Origin of the sequence: Brevundimonas sp. (assembly GCF_029945885.1) — a bacterium.
Taxonomy (GTDB): Bacteria; Pseudomonadota; Alphaproteobacteria; order Caulobacterales; family Caulobacteraceae; genus Brevundimonas.
Genome location: NZ_JAQSDK010000013.1, coordinates 193,727 through 210,705, shown reverse-complemented (window position 1 = coordinate 210,705; position 16,979 = coordinate 193,727). Strand labels below are relative to the sequence as shown.

The 16,979-nt window shown below is 67.9% G+C and carries 17 protein-coding genes; 5 read left to right on the top strand and 12 right to left on the bottom strand.

The genetic code is table 11. The features are described 5' to 3' along the window. On the bottom strand, positions 1 to 399 hold the full coding sequence (locus tag PSV00_RS07620) for an HK97 family phage prohead protease (RefSeq protein WP_300445916.1): 399 nt from the start codon (positions 397 to 399) through the stop codon (positions 1 to 3). 95 nt (positions 400 to 494) lie between these two features. Continuing rightward, positions 495 to 722, bottom strand: a complete 228-nt coding sequence (locus PSV00_RS07615; RefSeq protein WP_300445915.1) for a hypothetical protein — start codon at positions 720 to 722, stop codon at positions 495 to 497. A gap of 51 nt (positions 723 to 773) precedes the next feature. On the opposite strand from PSV00_RS07615, the gene PSV00_RS07610 reads away from it, so the two are divergent. Further along, on the top strand, positions 774 to 1,145 hold the full coding sequence (locus PSV00_RS07610) for a four helix bundle protein (protein ID WP_300445914.1): 372 nt from the start codon (positions 774 to 776) through the stop codon (positions 1,143 to 1,145). 10 nt (positions 1,146 to 1,155) lie between these two features. Here PSV00_RS07610 and PSV00_RS07605 read toward each other — a convergent pair whose 3' ends face one another. The 5 genes from PSV00_RS07605 to PSV00_RS07585 form a co-directional block, all read right to left on the bottom strand. After that, complete coding sequence (locus PSV00_RS07605; RefSeq protein ID WP_300445913.1) at positions 1,156 to 2,328, bottom strand: phage portal protein; 1,173 nt, start codon at positions 2,326 to 2,328, stop codon at positions 1,156 to 1,158. Between the two features lie 16 nt (positions 2,329 to 2,344). Beyond that, entirely contained in the window at positions 2,345 to 3,592 is a 1,248-nt protein-coding gene (locus PSV00_RS07600; RefSeq protein ID WP_300445912.1) for a terminase family protein, read from the bottom strand. Beyond that, complete coding sequence (locus PSV00_RS07595; protein WP_300445911.1) at positions 3,558 to 3,827, bottom strand: hypothetical protein; 270 nt, start codon at positions 3,825 to 3,827, stop codon at positions 3,558 to 3,560. The genes PSV00_RS07600 and PSV00_RS07595 overlap by 35 nt, the downstream gene beginning before the upstream one ends. Before the next feature lie 150 nt (positions 3,828 to 3,977). After that, positions 3,978 to 6,380, bottom strand: coding sequence for a PAS domain-containing protein (locus PSV00_RS07590; protein ID WP_300445910.1), 2,403 nt, complete (start codon positions 6,378 to 6,380; stop codon positions 3,978 to 3,980). A 78-nt stretch (positions 6,381 to 6,458) separates the two neighbouring features. Continuing rightward, the gene (locus tag PSV00_RS07585; RefSeq protein WP_300445909.1) at positions 6,459 to 6,917 is read right to left on the bottom strand and encodes a YcgN family cysteine cluster protein; all 459 of its coding nucleotides are present in this window, start codon (positions 6,915 to 6,917) and stop codon (positions 6,459 to 6,461) included. A gap of 73 nt (positions 6,918 to 6,990) precedes the next feature. Here PSV00_RS07585 and PSV00_RS07580 point away from each other — a divergent pair, with 73 nt between their 5' ends. The 4 genes from PSV00_RS07580 to PSV00_RS07565 all read left to right on the top strand — a co-directional run bounded on the left by PSV00_RS07580 (position 6,991) and on the right by PSV00_RS07565 (position 12,493). Beyond that, positions 6,991 to 8,829, top strand: a complete 1,839-nt coding sequence (locus PSV00_RS07580) for an ABC-F family ATP-binding cassette domain-containing protein (RefSeq protein WP_300445908.1) — start codon at positions 6,991 to 6,993, stop codon at positions 8,827 to 8,829. A 615-nt stretch (positions 8,830 to 9,444) separates the two neighbouring features. Further along, entirely contained in the window at positions 9,445 to 10,476 is a 1,032-nt protein-coding gene (locus tag PSV00_RS07575) for an ABC transporter substrate-binding protein (protein ID WP_300445907.1), read from the top strand. A 98-nt stretch (positions 10,477 to 10,574) separates the two neighbouring features. Next, a complete protein-coding gene (locus tag PSV00_RS07570) occupies positions 10,575 to 11,402 on the top strand; it encodes a hypothetical protein (protein ID WP_300445906.1) in 828 nt (275 codons plus the stop codon). After that, entirely contained in the window at positions 11,399 to 12,493 is a 1,095-nt protein-coding gene (locus PSV00_RS07565; protein ID WP_300445905.1) for a DUF2336 domain-containing protein, read from the top strand. The genes PSV00_RS07570 and PSV00_RS07565 overlap by 4 nt, the downstream gene beginning before the upstream one ends. Before the next feature lie 68 nt (positions 12,494 to 12,561). Here the strand turns inward: PSV00_RS07565 and PSV00_RS07560 are convergent, their stop codons facing one another. The 5 genes from PSV00_RS07560 to PSV00_RS07540 all read right to left on the bottom strand — a co-directional run. After that, positions 12,562 to 12,993 (bottom strand): MucR family transcriptional regulator, encoded by a 432-nt coding sequence (locus PSV00_RS07560; RefSeq protein WP_300445904.1) that lies wholly within the window; start codon positions 12,991 to 12,993, stop codon positions 12,562 to 12,564. A gap of 159 nt (positions 12,994 to 13,152) precedes the next feature. Continuing rightward, on the bottom strand, positions 13,153 to 14,370 hold the full coding sequence (locus tag PSV00_RS07555; protein WP_300445903.1) for a DUF2336 domain-containing protein: 1,218 nt from the start codon (positions 14,368 to 14,370) through the stop codon (positions 13,153 to 13,155). A 46-nt stretch (positions 14,371 to 14,416) separates the two neighbouring features. After that, the gene (gene cysK, locus PSV00_RS07550) at positions 14,417 to 15,409 is read right to left on the bottom strand and encodes a cysteine synthase A (protein ID WP_300445902.1); all 993 of its coding nucleotides are present in this window, start codon (positions 15,407 to 15,409) and stop codon (positions 14,417 to 14,419) included. A gap of 80 nt (positions 15,410 to 15,489) precedes the next feature. Continuing rightward, entirely contained in the window at positions 15,490 to 16,659 is a 1,170-nt protein-coding gene (locus tag PSV00_RS07545) for a cupin domain-containing protein (protein WP_300445901.1), read from the bottom strand. A gap of 36 nt (positions 16,660 to 16,695) precedes the next feature. Then, the coding region (locus PSV00_RS07540) for a hypothetical protein (RefSeq protein ID WP_300445900.1) at positions 16,696 to 16,979 on the bottom strand (284 nt) is incomplete at its 5' end.

Genomic DNA, 16,979 nt, shown 5'->3' with positions numbered 1-16,979 from the left:
TCACACCACCCCGAACCGCGCGCCCGGCAGCATCGGGAAGGTCACCAGCGACACCTCCCACAGGTCCACGGCACTCAGCACCCGCAGCCGCCCCTCGCGCCGCGCCTTCGCCGCCCGGAACCCGATCGACAGCCCGTCCAGCGCCCCGGCCCGGGCCAGCGCCGCCGCAAACCGCGCCTCGGCCGACCCGTCCAGGATCCGCCCGCGCACGAACAGCCCGCGCTCATCCTCGGCCAGCCGGTCCCAGACCCCGACCACCGACCGCGCCTCATGCTGGTGCAACATCCGCACCCCGGTCGCCCCGGTCCGGGCCAGGCTGTCGGCGAAGGCCCCGCGCGCCACCACATCCCCGTCCAGATCCGCCACACCCCACAGGGAGGCATAGCCGGCGATTTCCACACCCCCTCTCCCCTTGCGGGAGAGGGAGACCGCGCACGGCGGCGCAGCCGTCGTGCGCGCGCGGTCGGGTGAGGGGTCACACCAGCCCATCTCGCTCACCGCCCCGCCTCCAGCCGTCGCTCGATCCGCTCCACCGTCTGGCGCGTGGCGATGCCCTGTTCCTCCAGCCGCGCCAGCCGTTCGGCCACCAGCCTCTGCTCGCCGACCCTTTCCTCCAGCGCCGCGATCCGCGCCGCCGCGCCGCCGGCCCAGACCAGCCCGCCGACCGTCTGCACCGCCAGGGCCGCGATGACGGCGACCGGGATTTTTCTGAGCTCGAACATGATGCATACTCATGGTTGCAGGGCTTGGGGCTTAGGGCTTGGGAGGCGTCTGTGACCAACGGGATCAGGGGGTACCGGGATCTGCTTGTCTGGCAGCGCGCGATGACCATCGCGGAAGCCACCTATCGACTGACGAAGGCCTTTCCGCGCGAGGAACAACTTGCCCTGACCTCCCAGTCACGCAGGGCGGCTGCTTCCGTGGCAGCGAACATCGCGGAAGGGTATGGCCGCGGGACGAGGCCTGCCTACGCAAGCTTTGTCCGTATTGCCCAGGGCTCTCTCAAGGAGCTGGAGACGCATCTGATACTTGCGGAACGCGTGCATATCTGCCCGCCCGGCTCGACCGACCCGATCCTCGCCGACTCCGACGAACTCGGCCGGATGCTGCGCGCCCTTCTGACCAAACTAAGCCCCAAGCCCTAAGCCCTCCTCCCTACGCGCCCAACCCCGCCATGCGCCGTCGTTCGGCGTCGGTCAGGAAGCTTGCCGCCCCCAGCCGCGCCCACAGGGCGTCGCGCTCGGACTGCAGGGCCGGCACCCCGTCCAGATCCGGCGCGATCCGCGTCCCGGCAAAGCGCGGCCCCAGCCAGCCGGTCAGGGCCCCGGCCGTCTTGCGCACCAGTGGCGCGATGGTCGATCGCCAGAAGGCGGTATTGGCCTCGCGATAGTTGGCATAGGTCGCATCCCCCGGGATCCCCAGCAGCTGCGGCGGCACCCCGAAGGCCAGGGCGATCTCGCGCGCCGCCGTATGTTTGCCGGCGATGAAATCCATCTCGGCCGGGGTCAGGCTGATCGGCTTCCAGTCCAGCCCGCCCTCCAGCAGCAGCGGCCGCCCGGCATTGGCCGCCCCCGTATAGGCATCGCCCAGTTGCAGTTTCAGCGCCTCGAACTGTTCGGTCGTCAGCCGCTCCCCGTCGCGGCCGCTGCTGACCAGGGCTCCGCTGGGACGCGCTGCATTGTCCAGCAGCGCCTTGTTCCACGCCCCCGAGGCATTGTGCACATCCACAGCACAGGCCGCCGCCTCCAAGGGCGAAAAGCCGTAGTGGTCGTCGAACGGATGAAACAGCCTCAGATGCATGACCGGCATCCAGCCGTCGGCCCCGCGTCCGATCCGCAGCCGTCGGCCGTCCACCTCGTAGACATAGGCCTCGGGCCAGCCGTGCCGCCCCGGCACCACCGCCATCCGGTCCGGCCTCAGGCTCCACAACTCGTCCGGGGCCCCGTCGCCATCGCCGTCCCCGGCCGCCTCGACATAGGCATTGCCCGCCGTCTGCAGCGCCCCATAGACCCCCTCCAGCCACTCCGGCCCCGACTGTTCCGGATTGGGCCGCGCCAGCAGCCGCGCCAGTGGATGGTTATCGGCGCGCACGCCGTCCCGGAACACCGTCAGCGGGGTCGAGGCCGCCGCCTCGGCGATCATCCGCACACAGCGATAGGCGACCGGATTACGCCCGAACCCCTCGCGCGCCAGATGGCCATAGTCGCGCGGCGTCCAGCGCGGCCGCCCCGGCCCGGTCATGGCGATCAACGCCCCCACCCGGCTGTCCTTGATCTCGGGCGCACCGCCGCGCCCGCGGCGGCTCCAGGGCCAGCGCAGTCCATCCATGGTTGGTCGTCCTCGATTAGAGCGATCGGATACTCGGGCTGTCCCGGGTGTTCAGCAGCAGGTGGCTGACGGCCCAGATCAGGGCATCGGCCCGGTCGGGACTGGCCTCGCCCGTCCCCACGCCCAGCCCCATCAGCTCATCCTCCAGCTTCTCGAAACAGCCGCAGTGGATGACCTTGCCCTGGTCATAGAGCAGGGCCACCGGCTCGGCCCGGGCCCGTTTCGAACGGGTCGCGAACACCGGCTTGATCCGGGCACCGCATTTGGCGACCTTCAGCAGGTCCTCGACCATCTGGCCGCCCTGGTTGGTCTCGGCAATGACCCAGTCGGCCTCGTGCCGGGCCACGGTCCGCGCCACCGCCTGGGCCCAGTCCCGGGGCCGTTTACCGCGGACACTTTCGTCCGCCAGTACCCAGGCCTTCTCGTCGGCCAGACCCACGACGACGATGCCGCAGCTGTCGCCCTCGGCCGTCGTCGTCGGGTCCAGCCCGACCACCACCTTGCGGAACTGAGTCGGCGTCCCCCCGCGGCAACGGTCCAGCAGCGCCTGCGTCCACAGGGCCTCCCCCGCCCCCAGGATCAACCCCTCAACCTCCTGGGCTGCCAGCCTGGTTCCCCCGTACAGGGCCTCCAGCCCGGCCAGAAATCCGCGCGACAGGTTGCGCGCATTCACCCGGGTCGGCGCATGGGTCGCGACCGTGGTCGGCTCGGCCATCAGCCGCGTCAGGGCCGGCATCGGCTTGGGCGTGGTGGTGACCACCAACCGCGGATCGGGGCCCAGCCGCATGCCCAGCCGCAACATGGCCAAGGCGTCGCCCGGCCGTTTCCAGGCACAGAATTCATCGGCCCAGCCGGCATGGAATTGCGGGCCCCTCAGACTTTCCGGGTCCTCTGCCGAAAAGGCATGGGCCAGGGCCCCGTTGGGCCAGACCAGCCGCCGCCGGCTGATTTCATAGACGGGTCTGCGACACCAGGGCACGATAGTCCTCAGGCCCGACGGCCCCTCGATCATCACCTCGCGCACATCGTGCAGGGTCGGGCCCACCAATGCCAGCCGCGCCCCGGGCCTGGCCTGCCGGGTCAGCCATTCGGCCCCGGCCCGGGTCTTGCCCGCGCCGCGTCCGCCCAGAAACAGCCAGGTTGCCCAGTCGCTTTCCGGCGGCCGCTGTGCCGCGTGCGACCAGCCGTTCCAGTCAGTTTCGACCAGCCTCAGCTGGACCGGATCCAGACTAGCCAGCGCCTTCCTGAGCCTCGAGATCGGCATTGAGCGCAAGGATGCGATGCAGGAGCTCGTCCCTGAGTTTCTGTTCCCCGGCGGCGTCCAGTTGATCGTCATCGGTGTCAAATACGCCCCCCGCCAGCTCGAGCTCAGCCATCGCCTTGAAGGCCTTGGCCAGGGCCGTCATCGCCCGGGCGCGACGTTCCACCTCGTCCAGCGGCAGCCCTGCCGTCGCGTCGAGCATCTCCCGCGACCGTTCGACGAACGCCCGCGGGCTCATCTGCCCGTGTCGACCCCTTTTTTCCGGCATGGCTGAATCATAGGCCAGCAGCGCCCCAGGGCGGGCAGATGGCGAGCAGAAAAGCCCATACCATTGCTCTAACTGAGGTTTTGCCGAAGAATCCGGAGGATTCTTGCCGGAAACGCCGGATCAGGCGGCCTGGTCATCGGCGACATCGGGCTGCAGGAAGCGGCCGAGGGCCTCGGCCAGCTCGGTGATCTGGATCGGCTTGCCCAGATGACCGTCCATGCCTGCCGTCAGACAACGGTCGACCTGCTCGCGCTGGACATTGGCGGTCAGGGCCAGGATCGGCAGGCCTGCCGGCGGCCCATCCATGGCGCGGATCGCACGCGTCGCCGCCAACCCGTCCATCACCGGCATCTGCATATCCATCAGCACCAGATCGTAAAGACCCGTTCGTGCCGCATCGACGGCCTCGGCCCCGTCACACACCGCATCGGCCTCGAGACCGAGACCGGCCAGGATAGCCACGATCAATTCACGGTTGGCCTCGGCGTCGTCAGCCACCAAAATCCGATAACCCTGGCTGGGCATAAGGGTTTCCTCGATCACCGTCCCGGTCACGGCCTCCGCCTCCGGCAGGGCGACCTCAAGCCAGAAGGTCGAGCCCTCGCCCGGGCGGCTGTCGACCCCGACCTCACCGCCCATCAGTTCGACCAGCCGCCGCGAGATGGCCAGCCCCAGTCCCGTGCCGCCGTAAACCCGGGTCGTCGAGGCGTCGCCCTGGGTGAAACGGTCGAACATGGTCGCGACCTGGTCGGGCGACAGCCCGATCCCGGTATCGGTGACCGAGACCTTCAACAGCCACCGCCCGTCATCGGCCGGTCGCCCGCCGACCACCAGACTGACCCGTCCGCGCGGCGTGAATTTCAGCGCATTCGACAGGAAATTCAACATCACCTGGCGCAGACGCCCCTCATCGCCGGTCAGGCCCTGCGGCAGGGCCGGATCGATCTCGACGGCCAGGGTGAGGCCCTTGTTGCGGCACTGGGCTTCGATGATCGCCGCCGCCCCTTCGGCCAGAGCCCGGGGCGCGAACGCCCGGGGCTCCATGTCGACCGCCTCGGCCTCCAGCTTGGAATAATCGAGGATGTCGTTGATCACGCTCAACAGGGCATCGCTGGCCGTCTGGATCCTGTCGGCATGCCCGCGCTCGACCTCCGGCAGGTTTTCGCTGGCCTGCAGCAGGCCGGCGAACCCGATCACACTGGTCAGGGGGGTGCGCAGCTCATGGCTCATATTGGCCAGGAACTCCGACTTGGCGCGGGCCCCGGCCTCGGCCCGGTCCCGGGCCTCGATCAACTGGTCCTCAAGCTTCTTGGTCTCGGAGATGTCGCGGACCACGTCCTGGAATTCGAGAACCGCGCCCGCCGCGTCCCGGATGACGGCCGTGCGGGTCTCGAACCACAGGACCGTACCGTCCCGGCCTGTGGCCCGGTAGCGCAGCCGGTCCCCGGTCGCGTCGCCGACCTTGTGAACCAGCGCCTTGAACCGTTCGACGACCGCCGGAACATCCTCGCTCAGGATCAGCGAGGTGACCGGCTTGCCGATCATCTCCTGCGGCTTCAGGCCCGCGACCGCCTCGATCGACGGCGACACATAGGTCAGCAGGCCGTCGGTCCCATAGGTGACGATGATGTCCGTGGCCCGGTCGGCCAGCAGCCGGTAGCGCGCCTCGCTCTTTTCAACCCGCCGATGGGTGCGCTCGGTTTCGGTGACGTCCTGGAACACCCCGTACAGGGCAACCATGGTCCCGTCCTCGCGCCGTTCCGTACCGCAACGCGACACGACCCGTCGCTCCTCGCCGTCGGCCCGGATCAGGCGATACCGTCCCTCAAAGCCTTCGCCCGTCCTCGCCGCCATCGCCAGCCGGTCTCCCAGCGGGCCGCGATCGTCGGGATGATAGAAGGCCAGGGCATCGTGCAGCGATGGATCGAAATCGGCCCGGTCGACGCCATGGATCCGATAGACCTCGTCGGACCAGACCACCCGGTTCGTGGCCAGATCCAGACGCCAGTGCCCGATGCCCGAAATCGCCTCGGCCATTTCCAGCGTCTGCAACTGCTCGGCCTGAACCCGGGCCGCCGCCGCCTGATCGACCATGTCGCCGGCGATTCGCGCGATCAGTTTCAGGGTTTCGATCTGTTCCGCCGACAGGGGGCCATGCGGTTTGACATCCATGACCCCGACCGCGCCGACCGGCAGTCCGTTCGCCGTCTCGACCGTCGCCCCGGCGAAAAAGCGCAGATAGGGCGGTCCGGCCACCATCGGATGGTGTTTCAGTTTCGGATGGGCGGCCGCGTCCTCGATGACCAGGCTGGCACCCGGCCCCATGGCTACCAGCAGATTGCTGACACTGGCCTCCCGGGGCATGGAATTTCCGCCCAGCCCGATTTCCGAACGAAAGACCGTATCCTCGCCATCGATTACCGACACCAACCCGAACGGCATGGCGAAATGCCCGCACAACAGGGTTGTCAGCCGGTCGAACGGACTGTCCAGATTAACGGCGCGCGCGCCGGCCTTGCTCATTCCGCGGCTCCGGTTGGACGGGGACGCCAGTGGTAAACGCCGACAGACAAAGGCTTCGTTACCGCCGCACTACGGATATTACCGCCCGCGCTCGGCCATCCATTCCGGGGCTTCAAAGGCCAGGGCGTCCTCAGGCTCCGCCAGGGCCAGCTCCGACACCGTCTGCCTACGGATCGACACCCCGGCCGCGTGGACGCTCTCGGGATCGCCCGACACCAGTGGATGCCAGGCCGCCAGCCCGCGTCCCTCATGCACCCGGCGATAGCCGCACGACAGCGGCATCCATTTCAGCGCCTCGATATTCCACGGCGTCAGCTTGATGCAGTCAGGCACCTGTTCGCGCCGGTTGGCATAGTCGACACAGGTGCAGGCATGGGTGTCGAACAATTTGCAGTGCACCCGAGTCGGGGTGATCACCCCCGTGTCCTCGTCCTCGAAACGAATCAGGCAGCACAGGCCACAGCCGTCACACAGGCTCTCCCACTCCTCGCGGGACAGCTCGGACAGGGTCTTGGTTTCCCAGAAAGGCTTGCTCATCGGGCGGCTCATTACGCTGATCGGTCCACTGTGTCTCGCGTCGGGCACATTCGCAGTCTATATGCCGCCTCCCATGGCAGCCCGTCCCCCCCTCATCGCCCTCAAGGGCGTCCGTCTCCAGGACGGTCAACGTCCCCTGTTCGACGGCGTCGACCTCGCCATCGAGCCGCGCACCCGCGCCTGTCTCGTCGGCCGTAACGGGGCCGGCAAGTCCACCCTGATGAAGATCATCATGGGCCAGGTCGAGCCCGACTCGGGTGAGCGCGCGGTCCAGTCCGGCATTCGCTTCGCCTATGTGCCGCAGGAACCGGTCATCACCGGCGAGACGTTGCTGGACTACGCCGTCTCCGGCGATGCCGAATCCTGGACTGCCGAGGCATGGCTCAACACCTTCGGCCTCGATCCGGAAAAGCCTGCGGTCAACCTGTCGGGTGGCGAGATTCGCCGCGCCGCCCTGGCCAAGGCCTTCGCCGAGGAGCCGGACCTGATGCTCCTCGACGAGCCGACCAACCACCTCGACATCCTTGCCATCGAACTGCTCGAGGAAGAGCTGATCTCGGCTCGCTGCGCCGTGCTGGTGGTCAGCCACGACCGCGCCTTCCTCAACCGCGTGACCCAGACCTGCCACTGGCTGGAAGGTCGTCGCGTCCGCAGCCTGAACAAGAGTTTCGACGCCTTCGACGAATGGTCGACCAAGGTCACCGAGGAAGAGGCCCAGTCCCTGCAACGGCTGACCAAGACCATCGAGCGTGAAACCGAGACCTTCTACCGCTCGATCACCGCCCGTCGCACCCGTAACGAGGGCCGCGCCCGCTCGCTCGACGCCCTGCGGGCAGACCGCGCCGAACGGGTCAAGGATGTCCCGCGCGAGCTCTATCTCGGCGTCGATTCCGGCGCGACCTCCGGCAAGCTGGTCGCCGACCTCAAGAGCGTCTCCAAGACCTTCGGCAACCGCACTGTCATCAAACCCTTCACCACCCGCATCGTTCGCGGCGACCGGCTGGCCATCGTCGGCCCCAACGGGGCCGGCAAGACCACCCTGGTCAAGATCCTGCTCGGCGAACTCGCCCCCGACGAAGGTACGGTCAAGCTCGGGGCCAATCTCGAGCCCGTCTACCTCGACCAGTCGCGCGAGGGCCTGCGCTCTGACATGACCCTCTGGGACGCCCTGACCCCGGGCGGCGGCGACTCCATCCTCGTGCGCGGCGTGTCCAAGCACGTGGCCGCCTACGCCAAGGACTTCCTTTTCCAGGAAGGCCAGCTGCGCCAGCCGATCTCGACCCTGTCCGGCGGCGAGCGCAACCGCCTGCTTCTGGCCCGGGCCCTGGCCAAGCCGGCCAATATGCTGGTCCTCGACGAACCGACCAACGACCTCGACATGGACACGCTCGACAAGCTGGAAGAGCTGCTCGAGTCCTACGACGGTACCCTGATCCTGGTCAGCCACGACCGTGACTTCGTCGACCGTCTCGCCACCTCGACCATCGCCATGAACGGACGCGGCGACATCGTCGAAACGCCCGGCGGCTGGACCGACTTCATCCGTCAGAACCCCGGCTTCCTCAAGCCCGGCACCCATCAGCGCCCGCAGGATGCCGAGGCCGCGCGCCGCGCCGCCGCCAGCCCCGCCCCGGCCACGGTCACTGCTCCCGCCGCCCCGGCCAAAAAAGCCGCCAAGATGTCGTTCAAGGACACCCACCGGCTCAAGGAACTCGAGGGTCTGCTCGCCTCCCTGCCCGCCGACATCGCCCGCCACGAGGCCACGCTCAACGACCCCGGCCTCTACGCCCGCGACCGCAAGGCCTTCGACCGCGCCACCACCAACGCCGACCGCGCCCGCGCCCAACTGGCCGCCGCCGAGGAAGAATGGCTCGCCCTCGAGGCCAAACGGGAATCGCTTCAGACCGCCTGAACGGACGAATTTCGGCCGCCAGATACTCCCTTGTGCACGCCCTCGCAAATCGTTGGTTTTTTGCGAAAAGTTTCCATTCACCCACCGATCGACCTGCGAGATTGGTAAATTTATCCCCAAAAACGTCCACAATCAGACGCCTGCTGGTGCTTGCAGGATCGGCGATTTGGAGCGAGCTTGATCAGGCCGAGGGACACGGCGGCGCGGAAAACCGGGGAGACCCGGGGCTCAAGCGGACCGGTCCGGCTCTCTGACCAAGGCTTCCTGACCTCTTCGGAGGATTTGGAAAAACCGGGCAGGGTCAAGGCTCCCCGTCTTTAGCGCTTCGGTGCGGGACGACGGAGAACCGGGCCAGGATCGATGGACGGCGTCGGGGTCAAACCCGGCGGAACGCCAAAGACCAGGAGCCGCCAGGAAACAGCTGACCATCACCGGGTTCGCCCGCTGATGCCGAAGCCAAGGCCCTGAACCTCAACGGCCAAGTCCCAACCCGGACTTGGCGAGGGGACGTAAGCAACGGTTCGACCGGGCGTGCGTCCCCTCGCTCAATTCCGGCGTCCGATTTGCCGGCACCTCGCCTTTCCAAGGCCGCGCCCACGCCCTAGGCTCCCGCCCATGTCGCGGGACCAGAATCGCCCCTCTTTCACCAGCCGTCGCAGCCTTCTTGCCGGGGCCCTTGCGGCTACCACACTGGCGGCCTGCGGACGATCCGAGGCCCCGGTCGACGAGGAAGGGCGCGTGCGCCTGCGCTTCGCCACCGACTGGCACGCCCGGGCCGAACACGGCGGGTTCTACCAGGCGCTGGCCGGTGGGGCCTATGCCCGGCGCGGCCTCAACGTCCAGATCGTCCAGGGCCGGCCGGGCATTGATGTGCCCCAGCTGCTGGCGTCCGGAGCGGTCGAACTGGGCCTGGGGTCCGACAGCTTCATTCCGTTGAACCTCGTCGCCGAAGGTGCGCCGGTAAAGGCGGTCGCCGCCTTCTTCCAGAAGGACACCCGGATCCTGCTCACCCATCCGGACGCCGGCCTGAAATCAATCGCCGACCTCAAGGGGCGTCCCTTCCTTCTCACCGAGAGCGCAGCCGCGACCTTCTGGGTCTGGCTCAAGGCCCGCTACGGCTTCACCGACGACCAGCTGGCTGCCTACGATTACGATCCGGCCGCGTTCATCGCCGACCCCCGCGCCGTGCAACAGGGCTATCTGGGCACCGACCCCTACACGATTGAGCGGAGCGCACATTTCACGCCCCGGACCTTCCTGCTGGCCGACGAGGACTACCTCTCCTACGCCACGATGGTTCTGGCCCCGAACGCCTTTGCCCGCGACAATGCCGCCGCGCTTCGCAGTTTCATCGCCGCCTCGGCCGAGGGATGGCGCGACTACATCCACGGCGACGCCCGCGCCGCCGACGCCCTGATCCGCCGCGACAATCCGCAAATGACCCAGGCCGAGCTGGACCATGCCCGGCAGGCATTGAAGGACAACAGTATCGTCGATGGTGGTGATGCCGCCCTGTACGGGCTCGGCACGATGACCGAGGACCGGTGGCGAACCTTCTTCGAGTCCATGTCCGCGGCCGGCGTCTACCCGGCGACCCTGAACTGGCGCGAGGCCTTCACCACCCAGTATCTGCCCGGTCGCGGCTGAGCCTTCCTGCCGCGCGGTTTCGTCCCCGGCCGTTAGCGGCAGGTTAAGCTCGCCCCGGCTACCGTTCAGACCCAGTCCTTGCAACGGGAGACGTGCCTGTGCGTCGCGCCCTGTCGATCACCCTTCTTGCCGTCGCCGCCGCTGTCGCGGCGACCCCCGTCGCGGCCCAGCAGGCTCCCGCGCGGTCGAGCGACGACGGCCAGACCCTGGGCCTGCGCTACCTGACCTGGCCCGGCCGAACGACGCCCGCGCGAACCCAGCCGGAACGACCCGCCGCCACGCCGGTGCGCCGCACCGCCCCGACCCCGACACTGCCGGGCCCGTCCAGCCGTGCGGCAGCCGCCATCATCCCGCATGGGCTGCCGGTCGAACCGGTTATAGCCGGCCACGCCCCGACACCGGGTCGGAGCCTGACCCCGGCCAATGCCTGGATGAATCCGGCGCTGAATCCGGCCGCCGCGACATCCGGTCCGCCCCCGGCCCCGGCTCCCGCCCCGGCTCCCGCGCCCGTGCCGATGGCGGTGCCCCCGGTCGCGGCCGCTCCGGCCGACCCGATGGCCCCGCGCAGGGACGCCCTGATCTTCCATATGCAGGACGCAAACGGCACGCGCACCGCCGCCGCCGCGCCCGTCCATTCGGATCCGCAGCCTTCCACCGCCCCGGCAGCCCGCCCTTCGATGGCCGCCTCGACCGCCGGCCCCGCCGAACAGGGCGCGCGCTACTATTCCGTTCACCGGCAGAACAACCGTCAGCCGGACCCGACGCCCCTGCCCGCCACGACCTATGTCGACGCCATCGCCGTCGACCTGCCGGCCTCGCTGGCCTCCCAGGACCTCGCCGCACCGCCTGAGCCGCCCACCCTCGTGCGCAATGCCCAGGGCCGACTTCAGGCGATGCCAGACACCTCCACCCCGGATCAGCTATGAGCGACGCCGCGCCCGCCTCCCGCCTGCCCGACCTGATCGCCATGGCGACCGACGGTTCCAGCGAGAACCGCCGCAAGCTGCTGCGTGAGTTGACCGAGAGCTTCTTCGGGGCACCGACCCGATCAGCCGCCGAGGACAGCCTCTATGATTCCTTGCTCGTCACCCTTGCCGCGGACATGGGAACAGCCGTCCGCGCCGAGCTCGCGGCCCGGTTCGCGACGGCACCGGATGCCCCGGCCAGTCTGATCCGCCGCCTCGCCAATGACGAGGCAGCAGTGGCCAGCGCCGTCCTCCGGGCCTCGCCGGTTCTGACCGATGACGACCTGCTGTCCGTCGTGCGCAGCCAGGGCCAGGAACACCTGCGGGCAGTATCCATTCGACCGACGGTTTCGGAAGCGGTGTCCGACGTCATCGTCGAGCGCGGGGACGACGTGACCCTGGGCACCCTGCTGCGAAACGACGGGGCCCAGCTGTCCCGCTCGGCCTCCGAGACCGCCGTCGAACGGGCCAAGGCCAACCCGGCCCTGCACGAGGCGACGGTCGCCCGTAACGCCCTGCCGCCCGACCTGCTCAACGATATGTATTTCGTGGTCGAGGCCCGGCTGCGTCAGCAAATTCTCGAACAGAACGCGCGGATGGATCCGGTCCTGCTGGAAACCGCCCTCGCCGCCGGCCGAGCCCGCGTCGCCACCAATGACGGGGCCCTTCCGGCCGACTACAGCGAGTGTCTCGCCTATGTCGATGAACTCAGGGCTGCCGGGCAGCTGACCCCGCAGATGCTGGCCCGCTTCCTTCGCTCGGGTGGCCGGACCTCCTTCCTGATCGCCCTGTCGCAACTCGCCGATATCGACTTCCATACCGCCAGCCAGATCGTCGAACGGCGCGACCTCGATGCCCTGGCCGTGGTCTGCCGCTCGGCGGAACTGGACCGGGCCCTGTTCCTGACCTACGCCGTGGTCCTGCTGAACGACGACGGCGACGCGATGGGCAAGGCCCACGCCTATGCCCGCATGTACGCCGAGCTCGCCCCCGAGGCCGCCCAGCGCACCCTGCGGTTCTGGCGGATGCGGCGCACCGCCCAGGCCGCCTGACGCCCCCCCAACGCAAGACGCCCGCCTCCTTGCGGAGACGGGCGTTTTTCAATGTCGGGAACCGTCGCCTATTTCTTGGCGCGTACCGCCGTCCGGGCCGGCTTGCGGCCGCCCTGGCCCAGGCCCATCTGCTTGGCCAGGTCCGAACGGGCCTTGGCGTAGTTCGGCGCGACCATCGGATAGTCTTTCGCCAGACCCCATTTGGCCCGGTACTCTTCGGGGCTGATATTGTATTTGGTGCGCAGGTGCCGCTTCAACGACTTGAATTTACGGCCGTCCTCGAGACAGATCAGGAAATCGGGCGTGATCGACTTCCGAACCGGCACCGCCGGTTCCTTGAGTTCGGGCTCGGGCTCGGGAGCACCACCGGAAACCTGGGTCAGGGCGGCGTGGATATTCGCGATCAGTGACGGCAGTTCGGTCGCCTGGACGTTGTTGTTACCGACATAGGCCGACACAATGTCTGCTGTCATTTCCAGCAGTTGGGAATTCTCTTCCATTCGCTCAGCCTCACCCGATTGATTGTGTTCTTGACTGATCAACATCGACCCGCCGTTCACGGGTTCAATAATGACGTTCGCCAATAATGGCAATCCGTGCCGAATACGCATTCCGAGGTAAGCGGGTCCACAACCCCAGATACCGACCCTGACGGTTGCCTATCGTCCGAAGTTTTCGGCAAGTGCCATCATGGCTGCGCGTTCAGGGGCCGAATATTCGTCAATGGCTTCATCCTCACCATCGCGGATCGCCCGCATCAGGGCCGGCGTCAGGGCCGACGACAGCGACCAGTTCCAGTAACGCAGGACGGTCTGGGCCCGATCGACCGCCAGCATCTCGAAGGTCACCTGGACACGATCCCAGTCCGGTGCCACCGCCCCGTCCGCGCCCACTTCAGGCCGCCGCATGGAGCGCCAAAGTGCTTGCAGATCCGTGCGCCCCAGTCCGGTCGCCTTGCACAGTATGGCCAGGGGCTCCCCGCCGACATCACCGATAATCTTGGCACCCGTCAGCGGTTTGATCCCCGCCAGATAGGCGATCTCCGAGGCCAGGTCCGGCTTGAGCCCCCCGGACTCCGCCGCGGCGATAGCGTGCTCGAGACTGTCATACGGACTCTTGTCGATCGCCGACCGGTTGCGTTGTCGCCGCTCGATGAACTGCAGCGCCTTGCGCGAAACCGGATCGTTCCAGCCCTCGGCCGCCGCCATGGCGAAGACGTCCTCCGAGACCTCCTGCATGACTTCGCGTGAGACCGCGAAACGCTGCAGGATGGTGCGTCGATCCTCGGAACCGCACCACCAGAACATCACATAGGCCCCGGCCGGCCTCAACTCCGGACGCCTCAACAACAGGCTGCAGAAGGCGGGGGTCTGGCGACTCTGGCTGACGATGCTTTCGGTCGCGGTCTGGCTCAGCCGGGCTGTGGTATTCCTCAGCACCGCATCGGTGACTTCAGCCTCCCCGAACGTCAGCAGGGTCTCGATCACCACTTCCGACAGCCCGCGGCGGTTGGCGATCATGAGCCGGTGTTGCGGACTGGCGTCCCGCGCGCATGACACCAGGTCGGCGTCGGTCAGCGAACCGCAGTGTTCGATCAGGGTCCCGGCGATCTCGGGCTCGTCGCGCAGCAGCATTCGCGCCAGGTTGTTCGGCAGTTCGGCCAGCGGTGCCAGTCGCGTCGCGACCCGCTTGCGCTCCACCGGCGCGGCCAGCCGCAGCATCTCGACCAGCAGATCCCCGGTTACCGACCGCTCAAAGGCGTTGATGCGGCTACCGGGCAGGGACACGACATCCGCCAGCCGCTTCAGCAGCGCATGGCGGGCGCGCAGCCCCGACGGGGGTGCACCCTCTTCTGGAAGGGCCGCGAAATCGGTCATATCCGGCCGAGGATAGACCGGGTCCGGTTAACCGCGAATGACGCCGCTAGAGGCCTTCGAACAGGGCCGTCGACAGATAGCGTTCAGCAAAGCTCGGCACGATGACCACAATGGTCTTGCCCGCGTTCTCGTCCAGCGCCGCCAGCCGGAAGGCGACGGTCAGGGCCGCGCCCGAACTGATCCCGACCGGGATTCCTTCAAGCCGGGCGGCCTTGCGGGCCATGTCGAAGGCCTCGTCATTGCTCACCGGTTCGACACCGTCGATAACCGAGCGATCGACGATGGCCGGGATGAACCCCGCCCCGATGCCCTGGATCTTGTGCGGACCCGGTTCGCCGCCGGACAGGACGGGCGAAGCGGACGGCTCAACCGCGATCATCTGTACGGCGGGCTTGCGGGCCTTCAGGGCCTGGCCGACCCCGGTGATCGTGCCACCGGTGCCGACACCGGCGACGACGATGTCGACCGCGCCGCCCGTATCGTTCCAGATCTCCTCGGCCGTCGTGACCCGATGGACGGCGGGATTGGCCAGGTTCTCAAACTGCGAGGGACTGACCGCGCCCGGCGTCCTGTCGACCAGGTCCTGGGCCATGGCGATGGCCCCCTTCATGCCCTTCTCGGCGGGCGTCAGAACAAGCTCGGCTCCCAACAGGGCCAGCATCTTGCGGCGTTCGATCGACATACTTTCGGGCATGGTCAGGATCAGCCGGTAACCCCGGGCGGCCGCTACAAAGGCCAGCGCGATGCCGGTGTTGCCGCTGGTCGGCTCGATCAACACCGCGCCCGGCTTCAGCTTGCCGGCCTGTTCCAGCGCGTCGATCATGGCCACCCCGATCCGGTCCTTGACCGAGGCGATCGGATTGAAGAACTCCAGCTTGGCCAGCACCCGGGCCTTCGGCTTCAACTCCGCGGACAGACGCGGCAGACCGACCAGCGGCGTGTCGCCGATCGTGTCCAGGATCGAGTCATAGACCCGCCCCCGCCCCCGGGTAGCCAGCCGGCTGGCGTCATAGGTGAACTCGGAAACGGCGTCGGCCATGGGGGGATCTCCGTGCGAGGGGCTGTGCGGCAACAGATAAGGGCTGCCGCCCCGCCCCGGGAGGGCGGGGCGGTAATTACTTACCCGGCCGGAGCCGCCTGCCGCTCGATCAGTCCCGCCGTCATCAGCCGCCCCAGCACATCCAGGGCTTCCGCATGGTCCAGGTCGGTCACGCGGAACGGCGTACCATCCAGAATCCGCGTGATCAGGGACAGGGGCGCGCGGCCGAAATTGAACTCGCATCCCGGGGCCACCACACGCACCTCGGTCTCCGTCTGCTTCACCGTCAGCAGCGACGGCCGGGCCACATAGTGACCCTCGGGATCGATGCGACTGTCGATCAGGGAATCGGTCAGATCCGGCTCACGCGATCGGATGAAGGTCTCGGTAATCGTGTCCAGCGCCGCCCCCATCCGGACCCGGTCCGCCAGGGTCGCGGTCAGTTGCGCAAAGGTGGCGGCCATGGCCGTCCGGTCTGCCCCGGCCCCGGCCCCGGCATAGCCGGGCGGCAGGGCCCGCCGGAACTCCGGCTCCGCCAGACAGACCTGGGACACGGCCTCCAGCATCAGGTCGGCCCAGGTCCGAACGATCAGTCCGACCGTGATATGCAGCGAGGGCGCGTCACCACTGTTCACGGCGTCGTGGTAATAGCCGCGCGGGATATAGGCACCATCGCCGGGATTGAGCGTGAAGGTCATGGCCGGCTCGCCAGCCGGCCGGGTCATGCCCTGGAACCGCTCCCCGCGGAAAGGCGCGTCCTCGGGATCGCCGTACAGCCGCCAGTCCTTGGATCCGGTGATCTGCAGGATGAAGACATCGTGGCTGTCGTAATGGGTGCGAAAGCCCTGTTCGGCGGGCGGGGTCAGATAGGTGTTGGTCTGGATGTGGCACGAAAACACCCGTTCCAGACGCCGGCAGAAGGCGGCCATCCGCCGGTCGCTGTGCTGCAACTGGTTGAAAACGATGGTCGCGCCCTGCCGATAGCCGCGCGCCACGGCCACCCGGTCGATGAAGTCGCCCTGGACATAGTCGGCGCGCGGAACCGGCTGGCGCGCGTTGGCCAGTTCAATCATGCCGGCCCGAAGATCGAGTTCGGCGATCCGCTCGTTCAGCCGCGGCAGGGTCAGCAGGGGATCAAACCGGCCACGATCCCCGGCGGCATGGACCCGCGGGGCGCGCTCATGGACGTCGGCGATGAACCGGTCCTCCGGCATGCCGATCATCCATTCAAGGACGTCTTCAGGGATCATGCGACTGGCCGATCCCCGCCCCTCAGGACCGACACCCTAGTAGCATCGCCCCTGGCCGGAACGGTCGCTGGAATCATTGTCGCTGCAGCCGGTCATGTTGCGGCCCTGACCGACCCGGTCGGTCGAGTCATTGTCACTCTGGCCGGTCATGTTGCGACCCTGGCCGACAGGATCCGACGGGTCATTGTCGCTCTGGCCGGTCATGTTGCGGCCCTGGCCGACCCGGTCGGTCGAGTCATTGTCGCTCTGGCCGGTCATGTTGCGACCCTGGCCGACCCGGTCGGTCGAGTCATTGTCGCTCTGGCCGGTCATGTTGCGGC

What these genes read in the sequence shown, in the direction of transcription:
- cysK (WP_300445902.1), bottom strand. Translation starts at nt 15,409, where the DNA reads ATGGCCGACGCCGTTTCCGAGTTCACCTATGACGCCAGCCGGCTGGCT.
- PSV00_RS07605 (WP_300445913.1), bottom strand. Translation starts at nt 2,328, where the DNA reads ATGGATGGACTGCGCTGGCCCTGGAGCCGCCGCGGGCGCGGCGGTGCG.
- PSV00_RS07585 (WP_300445909.1), bottom strand. Translation starts at nt 6,917, where the DNA reads ATGAGCAAGCCTTTCTGGGAAACCAAGACCCTGTCCGAGCTGTCCCGC.
- PSV00_RS07615 (WP_300445915.1), bottom strand. Translation starts at nt 722, where the DNA reads ATGTTCGAGCTCAGAAAAATCCCGGTCGCCGTCATCGCGGCCCTGGCG.
- PSV00_RS07555 (WP_300445903.1), bottom strand. Translation starts at nt 14,370, where the DNA reads ATGACCGATTTCGCGGCCCTTCCAGAAGAGGGTGCACCCCCGTCGGGG.
- PSV00_RS07565 (WP_300445905.1), top strand. Translation starts at nt 11,399, where the DNA reads ATGAGCGACGCCGCGCCCGCCTCCCGCCTGCCCGACCTGATCGCCATG.
- PSV00_RS07545 (WP_300445901.1), bottom strand. Translation starts at nt 16,659, where the DNA reads ATGATCCCTGAAGACGTCCTTGAATGGATGATCGGCATGCCGGAGGAC.
- PSV00_RS07580 (WP_300445908.1), top strand. Translation starts at nt 6,991, where the DNA reads ATGGCAGCCCGTCCCCCCCTCATCGCCCTCAAGGGCGTCCGTCTCCAG.
- PSV00_RS07560 (WP_300445904.1), bottom strand. Translation starts at nt 12,993, where the DNA reads ATGGAAGAGAATTCCCAACTGCTGGAAATGACAGCAGACATTGTGTCG.
- PSV00_RS07590 (WP_300445910.1), bottom strand. Translation starts at nt 6,380, where the DNA reads ATGAGCAAGGCCGGCGCGCGCGCCGTTAATCTGGACAGTCCGTTCGAC.
- PSV00_RS07600 (WP_300445912.1), bottom strand. Translation starts at nt 3,592, where the DNA reads ATGCCGATCTCGAGGCTCAGGAAGGCGCTGGCTAGTCTGGATCCGGTC.
- PSV00_RS07575 (WP_300445907.1), top strand. Translation starts at nt 9,445, where the DNA reads ATGTCGCGGGACCAGAATCGCCCCTCTTTCACCAGCCGTCGCAGCCTT.
- PSV00_RS07595 (WP_300445911.1), bottom strand. Translation starts at nt 3,827, where the DNA reads ATGAGCCCGCGGGCGTTCGTCGAACGGTCGCGGGAGATGCTCGACGCG.